We start from the raw sequence: 17,270 nt of genomic DNA, 5'->3' as shown, positions 1-17,270 counted from the left end.
ACAGTGCTGTCCGGCGTCGGCGCGCGTCAACCTTGTCGGCGGTTTTCGGGCCGGCACGACAACCGGCTCACCGGGCTGTTTGCTTCATCGCGGTGATCGAGGGCGCACGCGCGAAATTGCAGCGACCGAATTGCTGCTCGCTATTCCATGCGTGCGAAAACCGCCGCCCCGCCACCGCTGCGCAGGTGGGCGGCCGCCGCTTCCGCGTGGGTGACGGCGACGGTGCCGGCAAAGGCGTCCAGCAGCGCACTCACATCCGCGATCCTGGCCTGGTTCAGCCGATAGAAGACCAGTTTCGCCTCGCGCCGCGTCAGGACCAGATCCGCCTTTCTGAGTATCGCGAGTTGTTGCGACAGGCCCGGTTGTCCGATTTTCGTGATCCCTTCGATCTCGCCGACCGATCGCTCGCCCCCGACCAGGGTCCGCATCAGGTCGAGCCGGACCCCGTGCGCGAGCGCGCGGAGCAGTTCGGCGGTCGCGTCCAGATCGAGCGTGGCAATATCGGCGTTCATTTGCCCGGCTCGTCGGGGACCGGGGCGTAAAACCAGTCAGTCGCATCGGGCGCGCCATGCACGGCCTCGGCGGTCTCGCCGGGTGGCCGAAGCAAATCCGCGCCCGGCGTCCATCCTGCCGGCGCGAGGACGTCGCCGGCATGGACGCGCTGCAAGGCTGCGATCATCCGGATCATCTCGTCGACTGACCGGCCGACCGTGGCGGGGTAGCAGGTCATTGCACGGAGGATGCCGTCCGGGTCGACGAAATAGCTCGCCCGCACCGCCGATGCGTCCTGCGCTTTGGGTCCGAGCATCCCATAGGCGCGCGCGATCACCATCGACGGATCCTCTATGATCGGGAAGTCGATCCTCACGTCGAACCGGTCATGGATCATCCGGATCCAGGCGAGATGCGAGAACAGGCTGTCGACCGACAGCGCGACGAGCGCGCAATCGAGCGCGGCGAAGCGATCGGCCGCCCTCGCGATCGCGACGAATTCGCTGGTGCACACCGGGGTGAAATCGGCCGGATGCGAGAAGAGCACAACCCAGCGGCCGCGCAGATCGGCGAGCGAGAACAGCCCCTGTGTGCTGCGCGCGGTAAAACCGGGGACCTCGTCGCCCAGACGGAGCGGGGCGGTGATGACGGGGGAGGGGAGTGGCGGCGGGTTCAGATCTGTCATTTTCGCTGGCTCGCATGAGGCTTGAATTGACGCAACACGATTACATACTTATATGGTTTCCGTAATCGAGTAAATAATTCTTTGGGAGACCCCGATGCCCGGCAACGATCTCCACGTCGATCATGCGATGAATTCGGCCACAAGGATCGTCAGCGAGGCCCGCCTTGGCGGCATGCCGACGCCAATGGTCAAAACCTTCTTCGACGAGGCGACGTTTACCGCCAGTCATGTCGTCCATGATCCGTCGACCGGCGCTGCTGCAATCATCGACTCGGTGCTGGACTATGATCCGGCGTCAGGTCGGACCAGCCACCGTTCGGCCGACGCGATTATAGGCCATGTCGACGAGCATGGCCTGAAGGTCCTCTGGCTTCTGGAGACCCATGCGCATGCCGATCACCTGTCCGCCGCGCCCTATCTGAAAGAGAAGCTGGGCGGCGCGATCGCGATCGGTCGCGACATCACCCGCGTACAGGAAGCGTTCGGCAGGATTTTCAACGCGGGCGATGCTTTCCCGCGCGACGGATCGCAATTCGACCGGCTGTTCGACGATGGCGAGTCTTTCGAGCTTGGCTCGATCGCGGCGACGGTTCTGCACGTACCGGGGCATACGCCCGCCGACCTCGCCTATGTGATCGGCGACGCGGTATTCACCGGCGACACGATCTTCATGCCCGATTTCGGGACCGCGCGTGCGGATTTTCCAGGCGGCGACGCACACCAGCTCTACCGGTCGATCCGGCGCCTGCTCTCGCTGCCCCGCGAGGCGCGGCTTTACCTGTGCCATGATTACAAGGCGCCCGGTCGTGACGCCTATGCCTGGGAGACGACGGTCGGCGCCGAACGGGACGGGAACGTCCACGTCCATGACGGCATTGGAGAGGATGCCTTTGTCGCGATGCGGACCGCGCGCGACGCGACGCTCGACATGCCAAGGCTGATCCTGCCGTCGGTGCAGGTCAACATGCGCGGCGGCCGGTTCCCCGAGCCGGAGGCGAACGGCGTGCGCTACCTCAAGATACCGATCGACGCGCTGTGACGATGGACGGCCGATGCTGACCACAGTCCAATATGTACTGGGCGCCCTGTCGGGTGGTCTGGTCGGGTTCACGCTTGGCCTGGTGGGCGGCGGCGGGTCGATCCTCGCCGTGCCGCTGATGGTCTATCTCGTCGGCGTCTCCAATCCGCACGTCGCGATCGGCACCAGCGCGCTGGCGGTGGCGGCGAATGCCGGCGCCAATCTGATCCCGCACGCCCGCCGGCACATGATCAAATGGCGGTGCGCGGGCATGTACGCCGCCGCCGGCGTGCTCGGCGCGCTGGGCGGCTCGACGATCGGCAAGGCGATCGACGGCCAGAAGCTGCTGGTGCTGTTCGCGGTGCTGATGGTCGTGGTCGGCGTCTTGATGCTGCGCGGCCGCGGGAACCCGGGCAACGCCGATGTGCAATGCTACCGCGAAAACGCACCCAGGGTGGTCGGCTATGGTGCTGCTACGGGACTGTTTTCGGGTTTTTTCGGGATCGGCGGCGGTTTCCTCATCGTCCCAGGCCTGATGGCGTCGACGGGCATGCCGATCGCCTATGCGGTAGGATCGTCGCTGGTCGCGGTCGCGGCGTTCGGGCTGACGACCTCGCTCAACTATGCCTGGTCGGGTCTGGTCGACTGGCCGCTCGCCGCCATATTCATCGGCGGCGGGGTGCTTGGCGGCTTTGTCGGCGCCTGGGCATCGCGGGCTCTGGCCACAAGGAAAGGTCTGCTCAACGGGGTGTTTGCGACGCTGATCTTCGTCGTCGCGGCCTATATGCTTTGGAAGAGCTGGAACGCGCTCTAGCCGAAACGGGAGGGAGGGAATCATGACCGCATCGATACCGACGAGCGATGAACTGAACGCGGAGGACTGAGCCGGCGCGATGGGCGTGAAGTGGCTCGCCAATATCGACCGTTTCGAGAGCATGATCGCGCCGGTCGGCGCCGCGTTCCTTGCGCGCGCGGCGTTCCAGCCCGGCGAGCGGGTCATCGACATCGGCTGCGGCGGCGGTGGGACCAGCATTGCCATCGGCGCGCAGGTCGGCCCCGACGGTTCAGTCCTGGGCCTCGACATCTCCCCGGACCTGGTCGCCTACGCCACGGCGCGCGCGCGGACGGCCGGCGCCGGGAATGTTTCGTTCGCACAGGCCGACGCGTCGGTCGCGTCACCGTCCGGCGCGCCCTTCGATCGCCTGTTCTCGCGCTTCGGCTCGATGTTCTTTGCCGAGCCCGGCCGGGCGTTCGGTAACCTGAAATCGCTGATCCGGCCGGGCGGCCGGGCCGACCTCGCGGTCTGGGCACCGGCGCGCGACAATCTGTGGATTGCGGCGATGATGGGGGTGCTCGGCCGATATCTAGAACTGCCGGCCCCCGTACTCCGCGCGCCCGGCCCCTTCGCCCTCGATGATCCCGATTACATTCGCGCCTTGCTGGGCGGCGCCGGGTTCGTCGACATCGACATCGCCGCCTGGGATGGCATGCTACAGGTCGGCGGTGCGGGGTCGAGCCCCGAAAGCGCGGTTGCCTTCGTTCTCGAAGCACTGTCGTTCGGCGAACTGCTCGCGGATGCCGCGCCGGCCGTTCAATCGGCGGTTTCTGGTGAGCTGATCGCGCTCTTCGCGCAGCATGTCGGTCCCGACGGGATCTCGATGCCCGCGCGGGCGTGGTTCGTTACCGCGTGTGCCTAGTCGATGCGCACTGGCCGACTGACGGCCGCCAGGGTCTGCGGGATTGCGATCCGGGCCTGACGATCATCTTTGGGGATCCGCAGGTGCGCGGGAACGGCCCCGACTTGGCTGCGGTATTATTGGGTTGCGATCAAGGAAGTGCGGCCCGGAAGCCCGGAGGTCACCAATGCTTTTTCGGCGATGGTGCGCTCGACACCATGGCCGGGGGTCATGGCGTTCGCGATCTCGGTGGCGATCCGCTGTGACGGCTGCGGCGCCTTTCATGCGGGCGCCGCGTACGGTCGCGATTTCGCAATGTTCGTCGATCGCACCGAGCCTGTGGCGCAGATAGCCGCTGTGGACGTCGATCAGATTCGCCTCCTTGCCGGCCTCGAGGCCGCCTCGAGGATCGGGTTTCGGCTGACCGTCCCGCCATTGAGCAGCACTGCATGATACTGCATCTGTCCGCGCCGGAGTCTCTGTGGCGTCGCGCCGCGCGCTGTTTGCCTCGTCGTAGTCTCACGGCACCGTGAGACTACGTATCCCCGGCGTGACGAAGGGGTTGTAGACGCTCGAATTCGGACCGCTCGGCGTCGCGGCAATTGCATTGTCGCTGACGGGCAGAAGCCAATCCGGACGTGATGGAAGATTGGGTCAGTCTATGAACGATACCTCCCCGCTCGGTTTGCCGCGATTCATGAGCCGGCCCACTCGCTTCCTGTTCTTCACGGGCAAGGGCGGCGTGGGCAAGACTTCGGTCGCGTGCGCGGCGGCCCTGTCGCTTGCCGACAGGGGCAAGTCAGTCTTGCTGGTCAGTACCGATCCGGCCTCCAATCTCGACGAGATACTGGACGCACCGCTGACGAATCACCCGGTCGCGGTACCGAATGCTGGCCGTCTGGATGTCCTGAACATCGATCCGTCTGCCGCGGCCGAAGCCTATCGCGCGCGGGTGCTGGCGCAGATGGATGTCGGGACAAGTGCGCAGGAGCGCGACACGGTTCGCGAACAGCTTTCCGGGGCGTGCACCACCGAGATCGCTGCGTTTGATGCATTTGTCGGACGCCTTGCCGACGGGGACGGCGCCTATGATCACATCGTCTTCGACACCGCGCCGACAGGGCATACCCTGAGACTGCTCAGCCTGCCCAAAGCGTGGAGCGGCTTCCTGGCGGACAACGACCAGGGTGCGTCGTGCCTGGGACCGCATTCAGGACTCAAGACACAGGAACAGCGCTTCAGATTGGCAATGACGGCGCTGTGCGATCCGTCGGTTACGACCGTCGTCCTTGTGACCCGGCCGGAACGCGGGGCGATCGTGGAGGCGGGCCGGACCTCGACCGAATTGCGCGTGCTGGGGCTCGGCAATCAGCACCTGGTCGTGAACGGCCTGTTCCACGCGAGCGACCCGTCAGATGCGACAGCCAGGTCATTGGAGGCCCAGGGGCAGCAGGCGCTGGCCGAAATGCCGGCCGTGCTTCAAGCGCTTCCGCGTGACGACATCCCGCTCCGGCCCTTCGAGATGATGGGCCTCGATGCGCTGCGTTCGCTGCTGCAGTCTCGTCCGTGGTCGGCGCGTGATGCTGGGTCCGCTATCGCTGCGCCATGGGTCGGCGACCTGCCTGCTCTCGATCAACTGATCGACCTGCTCGCGGCGGAGGGCAAGGGGCTGATCATGGTCATGGGGAAGGGTGGCGTGGGCAAGACCACCATCGCCGCTGCCATAGCGATCGGGCTGGTCGAGCGCGGCCATGGCGTCCATCTCAGTACCACCGATCCCGCCGCGCACCTGGAGATGACGATGGCCGGGGATGTCCCGGGCCTTCTGGTGGATCGCATCGACCCCAAAGTGGAAACCGAGCGCTACATCGCCAAGATCATGGAACAGCGCGGCAGCACGCTCGATGCTGAAGGGCAAGCGCTGCTGCGGGAGGACCTGGCCTCGCCCTGCACGGAGGAGGTCGCCGTATTCCACGCCTTTTCGCACATTGTTGCCGAGGCGCGCAGCGCGTTCGTCGTGCTGGACACGGCACCCACCGGGCACAGTCTGCTGCTGATGGACGCCACCGGCGCCTATCACCGACAGATGACGCGCCAATCGGCTATGCAAGCTCTTTCCGGTCGTATCACCACGCCGCTGATGCGGCTCCAGGATTCCGATTACACGCGAATCCTGCTGGTCACCCTCGCCGAAACCACGCCGGTTTCGCAGGCCGGCGCGCTGCAGGACGATCTGCGGCGCGCGCAAATCGAACCCTATGCGTGGATCATCAACAAGAGCCTGCTGGCGGCCGGCTCGGACGACGTGCTGCTGCGCCAGCGGCTCGCGGGAGAGCGGAAGCAGATCGATCGCATACGCGGCGCGATGGCGAAGAGGCTCTTCTTCGTGCCCTGGCAGGCCACGCCCCCGGTTGGCGTCACCGCGCTCGAAGGGCTCGCACATGGCCGTCCCATCCACAACGGTGAACTGCCGGAGCTCTCCGAGGTCATTTAGTGGAGGACATTTATTCGATGCCGGCCAGCCAGGGGAAGCCGGCCGGCACCGAGCGCTGGTTCAACGGGGGGGGCAGTTTGGCCAGCGCAGCCTTGTAAGCCTCATAATGCGCGCCTTCATCGGCCGCGATCTGACGGAACATCGCCGCGACCTTCAGGTCGCCGTTCGCTTCGGCCTGCTTTGCGAAGTCGATATACATGGTGACGTTCTCGTAATGCTCGCCGGCCATCGCATCCTCGAGATTGGCCGCGTCAGCGCCGCCGAGTTGCAACGCCTGCGCCTCGCGATCGAAATGTTCGCTCGCCTCGATATTCGCTGAATCGCGGAACAGCCTGGCGAGCTCGGGCCGGCCGGCGGCTTCGGCCTGGTCGGCGTACCGCAGATATTTGAGATTGGCATAGGCCTCGCCGTGCATCGCGGCTTCGAGATTGGCCCGGGTTTGCGGCGCGAGCGGCTTCGTCTCTGGGGGAGTGGCAATCGCGCCGGTGGAGAGAAAAGCGGCAACACCGGCCGCCGCCGAGAGCAGGATATGGTTCATGATGAAATCTCCGGTGCGCCGTGGGAGGGGCGACGACCGGTTTGTCGGCCAGGCTCCTGACACAATCCTGACGCGGGGCACAGAAAGCCGGATTTTCGAGTCGACCGAAAAATGTCGTTGCCTGTCAGGTTTCCGTCAGGCCCCCGGTGCAGATCGATCGGGCCGGGCAAGCATGTCCGACCTGTTGATCAAGGATATCCGCCATGAAGCGTTCCGCCCCGTTCAAGATCCTCTTTGCCACCGCCGCCCTGTCGATCGCGTCGATGGCCGCTGCCGCGCCTGTCTGCACCAAGCTGCCCCAGGCCAAATGGCTGACGCCGGCGCAGATGAAGGCGAAGATCGCGACGATGGGGTATCGCGACATCAAGGTCTTCCAGGTTTCGGGCAGCTGCTACGAGATTTATGCGCATACGAAGGACGGCAAGCGCGCCGAGGTCTATTTCAACCCGGTGACCGGCGCCGTCGTCCAGAACAATATCGATTGATCATGGACAAGGCCGCCACCCCGGTCGTTCCTCCTGATCCGGGCGCGTCCCGGGTCAGGGTATGGGACCCGCTCGTCCGTCTGTTCCACTGGGCGGTTGCGGCCGGCGTCATCGCCAACCTGACTTTTCTCCGCCACGAGGAGAAACCGCATATTTATGTTGGCTATGCCGTGGTCGCGGCACTGCTGGCCCGGCTCGCCTGGGGTTTCCTGGCCCGCGGACATGCCCGGTTTGCCAGCTTCGTGCCGGGCCGGCGTGGGCTGATCGCCTATTTTCGCGCGATGCGGGCGCGTCGCGAGCCGCGCTATGTCGGGCACAATCCGGCCGGCGCAGCAATGATCGTGCTGCTGATGGCACTGCTCGCGATCATCGGCGCGACCGGCTGGATGATGGGACTCGATGCCTTCTGGGGCGTCGCCTGGGTCGAGGCAGTGCATGAGGTGACGGCGAACATCCTGATCGGTGCCGTCGCGCTGCATGTGACCGGTGCGATCGTCGAGAGCGTGCGCCACCGCGAGAATCTGCCGCTCGCGATGATTACCGGCTACAAGCGGGCCGCCAAGGGGACTGATATCGATCATGCGCCTGTTGCTCGTTGAAGATAATGCCCGGCTGGCAAGCCTGATCCGCGAGGGTCTCGATCGCCAGGGTTTCGCGGTCGACTGGTGCGAAACCGTCGAGGGGGCCGAGCATGCGCTCCGGATCAATGATTATGACCTGATGCTGCTCGACCTTGGCCTGCCCGATGGCGAGGGTCTCGATCTCGTCCGCGGCCTTCGCCGCCGGAAGGACATGATGCCGATCCTGGTCCTGACGGCCCGCGGTGGACTCGACGATCGGGTGATGGGCCTGGATGCCGGTGCCGACGACTATCTGGTCAAGCCATTCCAGATCCCCGAACTGGCCGCGCGCTGTCGCGCCTTGTTGCGGCGTCCCGGCGCCTCGCTCGGCACCCATCTGACCGTCGGCAATGTCATCCTCGATTCCGCCGAGCGCTCCGTGACGGTTGGCGGAATTCCGATCGACGCCTCGCCCCGCGAGGTCGACCTGCTCGAATGCCTGCTGCGGCGCGCGGGCCATGTCGTCGCCAAACCGGCGCTCGAGGGCGCGCTTTATTCGATGGATGCCGAGGTGACGCCGAACGCGCTCGAGGCGTGCATGTCGCGGCTGCGCAAGCGCCTCACCGCGGCGGTCGCCGACGTGCAGATCCGCACGGTCCATGGGGTCGGCTATGCCTTGTTCGCACCCGTCGCCGTCGATGGATAGCGCCGGTAATCGCAAGCGCGGGCCGATGGGTCCGACACTGTTCCGTCAGATTGCAACCCGGCTGATCTGGTTCACGCTCCTGTTCGCGCTGCTCGATGTGGCGATCGTGGTGATCACTTATAGCCGCCAGCCGGAATCGCTCGCCCAGGAGTTGCTGACTCTGGAAGCTGGCAAGGCGCAGGCGGCGACCGCCCGGGCGCCTGACTTTCTCGCCGGCCCCCCGGGTGCCGAACGCTGGTCCGCGCGCTATGTCGATCAACCCGACGAAGCCGCAGCCTCGCCGGCTACCGGATCGGGCGCGGTCTCCGGTACGTTGATGGACTGGACGCGGCGGGAACGTATTCCCGAGGGCTATCGGATTTCGGGCGTCCGTTCGGTCGTTCAGGATGGCCGGCGACGCTGGCTGTTCATGCAGTTCGAAGGCGACGGCATCCGGCCCTATGTTCCCGTCATCGTCAACGAGATCGTCCAGCATGTCGCGCTGCCGCTGATCCCGCTATCGGTCCTGCTGCTGCTGTTCAACATTGTCGCGGTCCGGCGGGTTCTCACCCCGCTCAAGCGCGCGGAAGCCGAGGTCGATGCGCTTGACCCGGAGAATGGTCTGTCGCGCCTTTCGGAAGTGTCCGAGCCGCGCGAGGTCAATACGCTGGTGCGTGCGGTCAACCGCGCGCTGACGCGCCTCGATGAATCGATGGCGATCCTGCGCGGCTTCACCGCCAACGCTGCCCACGAACTGCGCACGCCGCTATCGATCATGCAATTGTCGCTCGACCGGCTGCCGCCGAGCGAGGTGCGCGACGAACTGCAGGCCGATACCCAGCATATGACCCGGCTGGTCGGGCAGATGCTCGATCTGGCCCAGGCCGATGCGCTGGCGGTCGAACCCCATGGGCTGGTGGATCTCGCCGAGATCGGACGCGACGTCGTCGCGGCGATGGCACCCAAGGTGTTCGCCGCAAACCGTGATCTGCGATTCGAGGCGATCGGCGAGACCAGGGTGCTGGGACATGCCGAGGCAATCACTCGCATCTATCGTAACCTGATCGACAACGCGCTCGCCCATGCGCCCGGCGAAACCCCGATCGACGTGACTGCGGGCCCCGGGCCCCAGCTCAGCGTACGCGACTATGGCCACGGCATTGCTGACGAAGACCTCCCGCATATATTCGAACGGTTCTGGCGCAAGGACCGCCGCAAGACCGATGGTGCCGGGCTGGGCCTTGGTATCGTCCAGCGGCTCGCGCAGGCGCATGGCGGCTGGATCACAGTCGAGAATGCGCCTCTTGGTGGCGCGCTGTTCCGCGTCACCTTTGCGGCACCCGAACCGCCACACCGGACCTGACCCGTCAGGCCTTCGTCAGGAGTCAGGACCAGGGTCACCGAACAATGGAGGTGATCATGTCCGACCTGTCGATTCCCCATCCCCCGTCTTCTACAGCTGTCCGCGTATGGGATCTGCCCGTTCGGCTGTTCCACTGGCTGCTGGTCGCCACGATCCTTGCGGCCTTTCTGTCCTCGGAAGAAGACAGCGCGCTCGCGCGCTGGCATGTCCCCGCTGGCTGGGTCGCCGCCGTGCTGATCGCGTTTCGCCTGGTCTGGGGCCTGGTCGGCGGCGAGCATGCCCGCTTCGTCAATTTCCTGAAGCCTGGCCAGATCGCGCATCATCTCGGCGGCCTGTTCAGAGGCAAACCCGAGCGGTCGGTCGGCCATAACGCGCTCGGCGGCCTGGCGATCGTCGCTCTGCTCGGCACGACGGGCGCCATCATCTATTCCGGCGCGACGATGCAGGGCGAGGGGGGCGAAGGCCTGCACGAAACGCTGGCCAACATCCTGCTCGGTCTGATCACACTCCATGTCGCAGCTGTCATCGCCATGTCGCTGCTCACCCGCGACAATCTCATCGGCGCCTTCATTACCGGCAGGAAACGGGCAGGCCTTCATCCCGGTGTGCCCGATGCCCGGCCGCCCGCAACGCTGGCGGTACCGCTCGCGGTGATCGCGATCGGGGGAACTACCTATGGAGCGACGGTGATCGACCCCCTAGCCTTTACCCCGGGTGCGCATGCCGGGGCTGCCGAACGGAGCGGTGGCGAGGCTGCATAGGGCGAGCATGACGATGACTAGACTTCACCTCCATCCCGAACGCCATCTCGTCTCGCGGGTCGGTTGGCTGCGCGCTGCGGTGCTCGGCGCCAATGACGGCATCGTCTCGACCGCGAGCCTGATCATCGGCGTCGCGGCGGCGGCAGCGAAACCGGCAGACATCTTGGTGGCGGGCGTTGCTGGTCTCGTCGCCGGGGCGATGTCGATGGCGGCCGGCGAATATGTCTCGGTCAGCTCCCAGTCGGACACCGAGCGGGCGGATCTTGCGCGCGAGCGCGGCGAGCTGGCGGGCAATGTCGAGTTCGAGGTGCACGAACTGGCCGGCATTTATGTCGGGCGTGGGGTCGATCCAGCCACCGCCGACACCGTGGCGCGCCAGTTGATGGCGAATGACGCGCTCGCCGCCCATGCTCGTGACGAGCTCGGCATTTCGGAGATGACGACCGCGCGGCCGATTCAGGCCGCGCTGACCTCGGCCGCGACCTTCACTGCTGGCGCCGCGTTACCGCTGGGAATCGTGATCGTCACGCCCGGTGGCTGGCTGGTCATGACCGAAGCCGTCGCATCGCTGCTGTTCCTTGCGCTGCTGGGTGGGATCGGCGCGCGTGCTGGCGGAGCCCCGGTGTGGGTCGCGACCTTGCGGGTCACATTCTGGGGTGCCCTGGCCATGGCGCTCACCGCCGGCATCGGGCGGGTTGTCGGGACGGCGGTGTGATGTCGGGCGACGTCCATGACGCGGGGGCGAAACCTTCCCGGCGATTGCGCGAGCGACCGCGCTTGCGCTTCTCGGCTATATTTCCACGGCCTTGCTGCTTCGGGTGGCGCTTGCCGTTGCCGTGGCGCTTCATCGCAGGGCTCCGACAGTACAAGCGGATGCCGCGAACGCAGACATCCGCCCGAGCGAGAGCGAGGCGGCATTGGCAGGCCTTCGAGTGTTTCGCGTAAGTCGCCGCGACTGTGAAGACGATACGCTCGACCAGTGCACGCCGCTCTTCGCCAAGGCGCGCGAGGCGCTTGCAAACCAGCCCGATCGTGCGATCCATCTTTTCTACGGCGTGCGCGACAGCCGCGAGCCGGTGTTCGAGACGGCAATCGACGCGATGCGAGACTACAAGATAAAGTGCATCTCAGGCGACATTCGTCGCTCGCCTACCAGCTGCGATGTGCTTCGCTGTCAATCCACCGGGCGATGCGATCATAGCGATCCGCTATGTCGCCGATTGCCCGGCGGTCTCCCTCGCGGCACTCGTGGCGCTGCCTGTCCTCCAGGCGATCGATCGCTCCGTGGATGCGATCGGCATCATCGTCATCGATCTCGTCTTCGGCAACTTCGTGGCGAAGTCGATCCTCGAGCATATGGGCTCGCTGCCCCGAACAGATGACCCGCGCCAAGCCATCATCGTTGTCGTCATGGTCACGATAGTAGCGGGGATACCCGCCACCTGTTCCAACATAAGCGCTCCAACTCTGGGCATTGGCCGAACCACTTGCGATGAGGCTCGCGCCCAGCACAATGACACTCCAAACCCTGCGCATAATCGCTCCTGACCAAATAGGACCTCGTCCGGGATTGCCGATTACGAAAGGTCTCTTGGCGGAATGCTGAATACGCCGTCGTGCCAGGCTTATATGCGACCGGCAGGCTCATTTCTGCGCTGGGCGATGGCGTGCCGGTAGCTGTCAGATGCGATTGAACGAACCGAACGGTTCAAGGTATGCCGCCAAATCGCTCATGTTCTGGTCATCATCACGCTCCGGCGAAGCCGGCTGCGCGAACCGGGACCCGTGCCAGCAACTGCAGGACAGCTACACCAATTCCGCAACAAGTCTGAAACGGGAGCTCGCGCAAAATCCGAGATACAAGGGCTCGCAAACACGCCCTTGCCGACATGTAAGCCGTACTCGACAGTTACAAACAGGCTCGTTCGGAACAGGCAGTTCGGAGACGTCGACCGCGGCCTGAGCTGGACGGCTTGGCTCTTGCCTGAAGAGTGATATACCCGCTGACGGCATTTCCGAATGCAGAGTCGGGCGCGGTGCTAGGCGTCGAAAGGTGAGAAAAACGTCCGACTGTCACCGATCGTTGGTGGAACCTGAAAATAAATTTTCGTCCGACTTTTCTTTTAAAATCAACAGCATAACATTTTGTCGGTTCCCGTGTCGGGATTTGTTCCCGGACGGAAATTATTTGCGTGTTATTTCAACATGTTATATTGCAATCAGACAATGGAGTGGGAGTGACGGATACCGTGGCGTGGAGCGGCGTAGTTTTTCCAGCTTGGCCGACATCCTTCGCAGCGACTTGCCGCTCGGCAAAACAGGCCTGTCGATCCCGGTCTGAGTCAGCATCCCGCCCAACGGGAATCCTGAATCTCAACGGGCTTCAGACTGGGAGATCATCCGGCGCTTTGCAAATCCGACCCCAGTCATAATCAAAATCTATGGGGTTCATCGAAATTCCGTCACTAGCATGGCATACCGTCCGCCTCCCATAATTTTATGACCGATACAGGGGGGCAAGATGAACGACCGGGAGGTCCTGACTGCAGCCGCATCGCGGGAGGAGCCGGAAGGAATGCGGTCGCGAAGCAGGGCGCGCCGGTTTTTCATAGCGGCGCGCGAACAACTGTACCGCATGTTCATGGCGCGGGCGGGCCTCGCCATCCCATCCCCCGGAACGCCCGGAAGGCAGGCTGTCCGAACGCGCCCGTCCGGATAGCGAGCAAGACACGACGAGCAGTATGGCAGGCACCGGACGAACGGTGCGGCTTCACCGTCACGCCAGGTTGCGCAACCGTATGACAGGACGGTAGCGACCCGATCTGCACCGCCAGCCCGGCATTCGGCGAGGAGTGGCATGCCATATCCGGTTTTATGATTGAATCGCCGCCGGCAAAATGGGCTGTGGGGGAGAACGGCGGGAGATATATTACGCCACCTTTGTCCCATATCTATGGTCCTCCACCTCGGCGAGGTTGGTCCATAAATATCGTGATAAAGCAACTATCTAGCGTAAAATTTGCTACTTTGAGGGAGGCCGGCGCGGGACTCGCGGAAATCCTGGAGGTAGAGCCCTCCGATAGGCGACGGTATTCCGGCGCGCCGAGTGGACCTAAACACGGGCCCCCGATACGACGTCCAATAGGGCATAGCGGTGGACGCAGTCATCGCGCACCCTTGCATCAATTTCATCTATGGTCCGAGACCAAGCCCGCATTATCCTTGAAATGCGGGCATATCCAATTCGGCTGATTCGAAACCCGCCTCAGCAGAAAGGCGACGCATGCCTGATCCGACGCCGTTGACAGACAAGAAGTTCGCGAGCCGCGTCGACTGGAACCTGATGCGCACCTTCGTAGATATCGTGCGGGCCGGCGGTATTGGGGCGGCTGCCCGGCAACTCAACAAGCAACAGCCAAGCATCAGCGCTGCGCTCAAACGGCTGGAAGACCATGTCGGAGCCGCCCTCCTGCATCGTACGGCCACTGGCGTGGAGATGACGGCCGCCGGCAAGGCCATGATGACATTGTGCGAGGACATGCTGGAGTCGGCGAGGATGATGCCGCACCAGATCGCGCAGGCGACGAAACGTGTCGAAGGCTTTGTCCGCATTCAGATTGTATCGGGCCTCGTTTCGCCCGAGTTCGATGAGGCCATAGCCAGCTTCCACAGGCGCAATCCCGATATTCACATCGAGATCCGCGTCTCTCCGTGGCGTCAGGTGCTTGATGCGCTCGAGCGCGGCGAGGTCGAGATCGGGGTGGGTTATGACAGCGATGTTCGCGGTAGTCTGGTGTACGAGCCGCTGTTCGTAGAGCGCCAGCAGCTCTATTGCGCACGCAGCAACCCCTTGTTTGGGCATCGCGTAAGTCGCCTCAACGAGCTTAAGGACGAAGGATTCGTCCTTACCGGCGACGACGAGATCGAGACGGTTACCCACCTTCGCCGCCGCTATCGGCTCGGCACCCATGTAAGCGGGCTTGCTGAGGATATAAACGAGGCGCGGCGGCTCATCGTCCAGGGGGTAGGCATCGGGTTTCTCCCGATTCTCGCTGTCGAGCAGGAGGTGGTCAAGGGAAGGCTCTGGCCTATGCTCCATGCCGACTCCGAGCCGTTTTACGACATCTTCCTCCTCGCGCGCTCCGAGCCGGCGCGGGACACAGCTACGCAGCTTTTCCTGGATGAAGTGGTCAGGCGCATACGTGCGCAGCGCAGGTCATAATGTAGATCTATGCCGTTCATTGCAAATTAGCGCCTGCCTCCATGGCGCGCGTTGGCGCATCGTCGCGACACTGAATGGAGGCGCGTCTGCGACTACGCCACAAAGCGATTGTTCAGCTCCGGGGCAAGCCGGAGAGGCATAGCGATGCCCCGGCCAGCCTACATCCGGACACCGCACGAGGCGCAACGGCGGCATGACGGCTGCGCGCGTCAGGCAGATCAGCGCAGCGCGCAGTGCACTGTTCCGGGGGGATCTTAACTCGACGCACAAGTTTGCCGCCGCGCAGGTGGCTGCCGATCCCGAGGATGCCGAAGGCCATTTTCTGCTCGGCATCGCGGAATCGAGCACGGGGCGTGTCCAGGCCGGCATCCAGCATGTCGGCCGAGCCGTCATGCTGGATCCGCAAGGCGAATATCGGGCGCAGCTCGCGAAACTCTTCACGCTTGTCCGACGCGATGGTGACGCCGCTGCGACGTTGCGGGATGCGGAACAGGCGCTGCCGACCGATGCGCTCAGCCGCGATACGATGGGCTGCGTCTATGCCCGGCTCGGTGACCACGCCGCTGCACTCCCCCATTTTGCCGAGGCTGTGGGACTTGAACCTCGAAACACCGAATATCGCTACAATTTGGCGGCCACCCTCAACTTTCTGGGCCGGACCGACGAGGCCGACGCCGCGCTGGAGGCGCTGATCGCTATGGCGCCGGGGGATGCCCGCGCCCATCACCTCCTCGCCGGGCTGCGCAAGCAGACGCCGGAGCGAAATCACGTCGGGCGGCTCGTTCGGACACATGCCGGGTCGCGGGACGGGCGCGGGAGACTGCTGCTCGGCTATGCGATTGCGAAGGAGCTGGAGGATGTCGGCCAGCCGGACGAGGCGCTGGACAGGCTTTGCGCGGCGAATGCCGAACATCGCAGGACGCTGCCCTACGCTTTTGCGCGCGATGCGGCGGTCTTCGACGCAATCGAAGCGAACTGGCCGAAGCAGGCGGCGGCGCCTGCGACCCAGGGGCCCTCCGACGCGCCGATCTTCATCATCGGCATGCCGCGCACCGGCACCACTCTGGTCGACCGAATCCTCTCGTCGCATCCGGAAGTCGAAAGCGCGGGCGAGCTGCAGGCCATGCCCCTCGCGGTGAAGAAGGCGGCGGGCACGCTCAGCCCCACGGTCATGGACCCCGAAACGATCGCCGCGGCCACGATCAGCGACATGGGGGCGGTCGGGCGCGATTACCTGCAGCGCGCACGCCATCACCGACGCGATCCCAGCCTCAGGTTCACGGACAAGTTTCCGGGCAATTTTCAGTATGCGGGGTTCATCGCACAGGCGCTGCCCTTGGCCAGGATCGTCTGCCTGCGCCGCCATCCCATGGACACCGTGCTCAGCAATTTCCGCAACCTGTTCGCGGTCAGCTCGCGCTACTACGACTATAGCTACGACCTCCTCGACATCGCCGCCTACTATGTCCGCTTCGATCGGCTGATGAGCCTGTGGCGCGAGGCCTTGCCGGGCCGCGTGATCGAAGTCCGCTACGAGGATCTGGTCGCCGACCAGGAGGGGGAAACCCGGCGCCTCCTGGCCCATTGCGGACTGGTCTGGTCGAACGACTGCCTGTCGTTCCACACCAACCATGCCCCGGTTTCGACCCCGAGCGCCGCGCAAGTCCGCCGACCGATCTACCGGGACTCGGTCGCGCGGTGGAAGCGGCACGCGGCGGTCCTGGAGCCGGTCCAGCGCTTCTTCGAAGAAGCCGGCATCGATCTCGACTGAAAAGGAGCACGCGCCATGTCCATGCCGTTTTTCTCTCGCGCGCGGATATTGGCGCTGGCTGCAATCCCGGTCGCTGGCCTTGTCGCCGCCCTCTCCTCGCCGGCATATGCCGCGACGGAGCCCAGGGCGCGGCTGGTGGCCTGCGAGGCCGGAAGTTGCCTGCTCGTGACAGGGTACCGTGCGAACACCGCATCGGCCGTGAGCATCAACGGGCGCGCGGTTCCCGCCGAAGGGGCGCGCAAATGGCGCGTCCGCGTGCCGGTCGATACCGTGCGCGAATGGTCCGCCCCCTTCGCGCGGACGATCACCATTTCGGTGGTCGACGCTGAAACCCGAACCGACGCCACGGCGGAGGTAGATTTGCCGATCGGATTGCTTGGACAGGTCGATCTTGCTGTGCTGGTCGTCAGCGCGAAGTAATAACCAGGCCCATGCCAAGTAATAAAATCATAAATGTCGGACCAGTATTGTAACTTTCATTGCCTGACACTATGTGAGCCGTAGTCGCCGGAGAGCGACG

At 64.5% G+C, this 17,270-nt stretch carries 18 protein-coding genes; 15 read left to right on the top strand and 3 right to left on the bottom strand.

Translation table 11 applies throughout. The annotated features are described in order from the left end of the window. Nucleotides 1–140: 140 nt before the first annotated feature. Nucleotides 141–512 carry an ArsR/SmtB family transcription factor gene (locus tag WC729_RS08590; RefSeq protein WP_372851624.1) on the bottom strand — a complete coding sequence of 124 codons (372 nt, stop codon included), beginning with the start codon at nt 510–512 and terminating at the stop codon, nt 141–143. After that, a complete protein-coding gene (locus WC729_RS08585; protein WP_372851622.1) occupies nt 509–1,177 on the bottom strand; it encodes a peroxiredoxin in 669 nt (222 codons plus the stop codon). Before WC729_RS08585 ends, WC729_RS08590 begins: the two co-directional genes overlap by 4 nt. Before the next feature lie 94 nt (nt 1,178–1,271). Between WC729_RS08585 and WC729_RS08580 the strand changes: the two genes are divergently transcribed. The 5 genes from WC729_RS08580 (at nt 1,272) to arsA (ending at nt 6,365) form a co-directional block, all read left to right on the top strand. Next, complete coding sequence (locus tag WC729_RS08580; RefSeq protein WP_372851620.1) at nt 1,272–2,216, top strand: MBL fold metallo-hydrolase; 945 nt, start codon at nt 1,272–1,274, stop codon at nt 2,214–2,216. Between the two features lie 13 nt (nt 2,217–2,229). Further along, nucleotides 2,230–3,009 (top strand): sulfite exporter TauE/SafE family protein, encoded by a 780-nt coding sequence (locus WC729_RS08575; RefSeq protein WP_372851618.1) that lies wholly within the window; start codon nt 2,230–2,232, stop codon nt 3,007–3,009. A gap of 79 nt (nt 3,010–3,088) precedes the next feature. Continuing rightward, nucleotides 3,089–3,892 carry a class I SAM-dependent methyltransferase gene (locus WC729_RS08570; protein ID WP_372851616.1) on the top strand — a complete coding sequence of 268 codons (804 nt, stop codon included), beginning with the start codon at nt 3,089–3,091 and terminating at the stop codon, nt 3,890–3,892. Between the two features lie 210 nt (nt 3,893–4,102). Further along, nucleotides 4,103–4,324, top strand: a complete 222-nt coding sequence (locus WC729_RS08565; protein ID WP_372851614.1) for a hypothetical protein — start codon at nt 4,103–4,105, stop codon at nt 4,322–4,324. Between the two features lie 208 nt (nt 4,325–4,532). Beyond that, nucleotides 4,533–6,365 carry an arsenical pump-driving ATPase gene (arsA, locus tag WC729_RS08560; protein WP_372851612.1) on the top strand — a complete coding sequence of 611 codons (1,833 nt, stop codon included), beginning with the start codon at nt 4,533–4,535 and terminating at the stop codon, nt 6,363–6,365. A gap of 10 nt (nt 6,366–6,375) precedes the next feature. On the opposite strand, the gene WC729_RS08555 is transcribed toward arsA, so the two are convergent. Continuing rightward, a complete protein-coding gene (locus WC729_RS08555; protein ID WP_372851610.1) occupies nt 6,376–6,903 on the bottom strand; it encodes a rubrerythrin family protein in 528 nt (175 codons plus the stop codon). Nucleotides 6,904–7,106: 203 nt separating this feature from the next. Between WC729_RS08555 and WC729_RS08550 the strand changes: the two genes are divergently transcribed. From WC729_RS08550 to WC729_RS08505, 10 genes are all read left to right on the top strand, one after another. Next, nucleotides 7,107–7,388, top strand: coding sequence for a PepSY domain-containing protein (locus WC729_RS08550; RefSeq protein WP_372851608.1), 282 nt, complete (start codon nt 7,107–7,109; stop codon nt 7,386–7,388). A 2-nt stretch (nt 7,389–7,390) separates the two neighbouring features. Then, entirely contained in the window at nt 7,391–7,987 is a 597-nt protein-coding gene (locus WC729_RS08545) for a cytochrome b/b6 domain-containing protein (protein ID WP_372851606.1), read from the top strand. Further along, nucleotides 7,968–8,654 (top strand): response regulator, encoded by a 687-nt coding sequence (locus WC729_RS08540; RefSeq protein WP_372851604.1) that lies wholly within the window; start codon nt 7,968–7,970, stop codon nt 8,652–8,654. Before WC729_RS08545 ends, WC729_RS08540 begins: the two co-directional genes overlap by 20 nt. 25 nt (nt 8,655–8,679) lie before the next feature. Beyond that, entirely contained in the window at nt 8,680–9,996 is a 1,317-nt protein-coding gene (locus WC729_RS08535) for a sensor histidine kinase (protein WP_372851602.1), read from the top strand. A 56-nt stretch (nt 9,997–10,052) separates the two neighbouring features. Further along, a complete protein-coding gene (locus tag WC729_RS08530; RefSeq protein WP_372851600.1) occupies nt 10,053–10,757 on the top strand; it encodes a cytochrome b/b6 domain-containing protein in 705 nt (234 codons plus the stop codon). Nucleotides 10,758–10,770: 13 nt separating this feature from the next. Next, nucleotides 10,771–11,472 carry a VIT family protein gene (locus WC729_RS08525; RefSeq protein WP_372851598.1) on the top strand — a complete coding sequence of 234 codons (702 nt, stop codon included), beginning with the start codon at nt 10,771–10,773 and terminating at the stop codon, nt 11,470–11,472. Nucleotides 11,473–11,918: 446 nt separating this feature from the next. Continuing rightward, on the top strand, nt 11,919–12,305 hold the full coding sequence (locus tag WC729_RS08520; protein WP_372851596.1) for a hypothetical protein: 387 nt from the start codon (nt 11,919–11,921) through the stop codon (nt 12,303–12,305). Nucleotides 12,306–14,040: 1,735 nt separating this feature from the next. Then, the gene (locus tag WC729_RS08515) at nt 14,041–14,979 is read left to right on the top strand and encodes a LysR family transcriptional regulator (RefSeq protein ID WP_372851594.1); all 939 of its coding nucleotides are present in this window, start codon (nt 14,041–14,043) and stop codon (nt 14,977–14,979) included. Nucleotides 14,980–15,172: 193 nt separating this feature from the next. Next, on the top strand, nt 15,173–16,750 hold the full coding sequence (locus WC729_RS08510; RefSeq protein WP_372851592.1) for a sulfotransferase: 1,578 nt from the start codon (nt 15,173–15,175) through the stop codon (nt 16,748–16,750). A gap of 15 nt (nt 16,751–16,765) precedes the next feature. Then, nucleotides 16,766–17,170 carry a hypothetical protein gene (locus tag WC729_RS08505; protein WP_372851590.1) on the top strand — a complete coding sequence of 135 codons (405 nt, stop codon included), beginning with the start codon at nt 16,766–16,768 and terminating at the stop codon, nt 17,168–17,170. Nucleotides 17,171–17,270: the final 100 nt, after the last annotated feature.

The sequence above is a fragment of the Sphingomonas sp. genome (assembly GCF_041661825.1).
GTDB lineage: Bacteria > Pseudomonadota > Alphaproteobacteria > Sphingomonadales > Sphingomonadaceae > Sphingomonas.
The sequence above is the reverse complement of the archived record's forward strand: the minus strand, read 5'-3'. Positions and strand labels throughout refer to the sequence as shown.

Bases quoted from the DNA above. Each gene is read 5' to 3' on its own strand.
- WC729_RS08590 (WP_372851624.1), bottom strand. From the start codon at position 512: ATGAACGCCGATATTGCCACGCTCGATCTGGACGCGACCGCCGAACTG.
- WC729_RS08585 (WP_372851622.1), bottom strand. From the start codon at position 1,177: ATGACAGATCTGAACCCGCCGCCACTCCCCTCCCCCGTCATCACCGCC.
- WC729_RS08580 (WP_372851620.1), top strand. From the start codon at position 1,272: ATGCCCGGCAACGATCTCCACGTCGATCATGCGATGAATTCGGCCACA.
- WC729_RS08575 (WP_372851618.1), top strand. From the start codon at position 2,230: ATGCTGACCACAGTCCAATATGTACTGGGCGCCCTGTCGGGTGGTCTG.
- WC729_RS08570 (WP_372851616.1), top strand. From the start codon at position 3,089: ATGGGCGTGAAGTGGCTCGCCAATATCGACCGTTTCGAGAGCATGATC.
- WC729_RS08565 (WP_372851614.1), top strand. From the start codon at position 4,103: ATGGCGTTCGCGATCTCGGTGGCGATCCGCTGTGACGGCTGCGGCGCC.
- arsA (WP_372851612.1), top strand. From the start codon at position 4,533: ATGAACGATACCTCCCCGCTCGGTTTGCCGCGATTCATGAGCCGGCCC.
- WC729_RS08555 (WP_372851610.1), bottom strand. From the start codon at position 6,903: ATGAACCATATCCTGCTCTCGGCGGCGGCCGGTGTTGCCGCTTTTCTC.
- WC729_RS08550 (WP_372851608.1), top strand. From the start codon at position 7,107: ATGAAGCGTTCCGCCCCGTTCAAGATCCTCTTTGCCACCGCCGCCCTG.
- WC729_RS08545 (WP_372851606.1), top strand. From the start codon at position 7,391: ATGGACAAGGCCGCCACCCCGGTCGTTCCTCCTGATCCGGGCGCGTCC.
- WC729_RS08540 (WP_372851604.1), top strand. From the start codon at position 7,968: ATGCGCCTGTTGCTCGTTGAAGATAATGCCCGGCTGGCAAGCCTGATC.
- WC729_RS08535 (WP_372851602.1), top strand. From the start codon at position 8,680: ATGGGTCCGACACTGTTCCGTCAGATTGCAACCCGGCTGATCTGGTTC.
- WC729_RS08530 (WP_372851600.1), top strand. From the start codon at position 10,053: ATGTCCGACCTGTCGATTCCCCATCCCCCGTCTTCTACAGCTGTCCGC.
- WC729_RS08525 (WP_372851598.1), top strand. From the start codon at position 10,771: ATGACTAGACTTCACCTCCATCCCGAACGCCATCTCGTCTCGCGGGTC.
- WC729_RS08520 (WP_372851596.1), top strand. From the start codon at position 11,919: ATGTGCTTCGCTGTCAATCCACCGGGCGATGCGATCATAGCGATCCGC.
- WC729_RS08515 (WP_372851594.1), top strand. From the start codon at position 14,041: ATGCCTGATCCGACGCCGTTGACAGACAAGAAGTTCGCGAGCCGCGTC.
- WC729_RS08510 (WP_372851592.1), top strand. From the start codon at position 15,173: ATGACGGCTGCGCGCGTCAGGCAGATCAGCGCAGCGCGCAGTGCACTG.
- WC729_RS08505 (WP_372851590.1), top strand. From the start codon at position 16,766: ATGTCCATGCCGTTTTTCTCTCGCGCGCGGATATTGGCGCTGGCTGCA.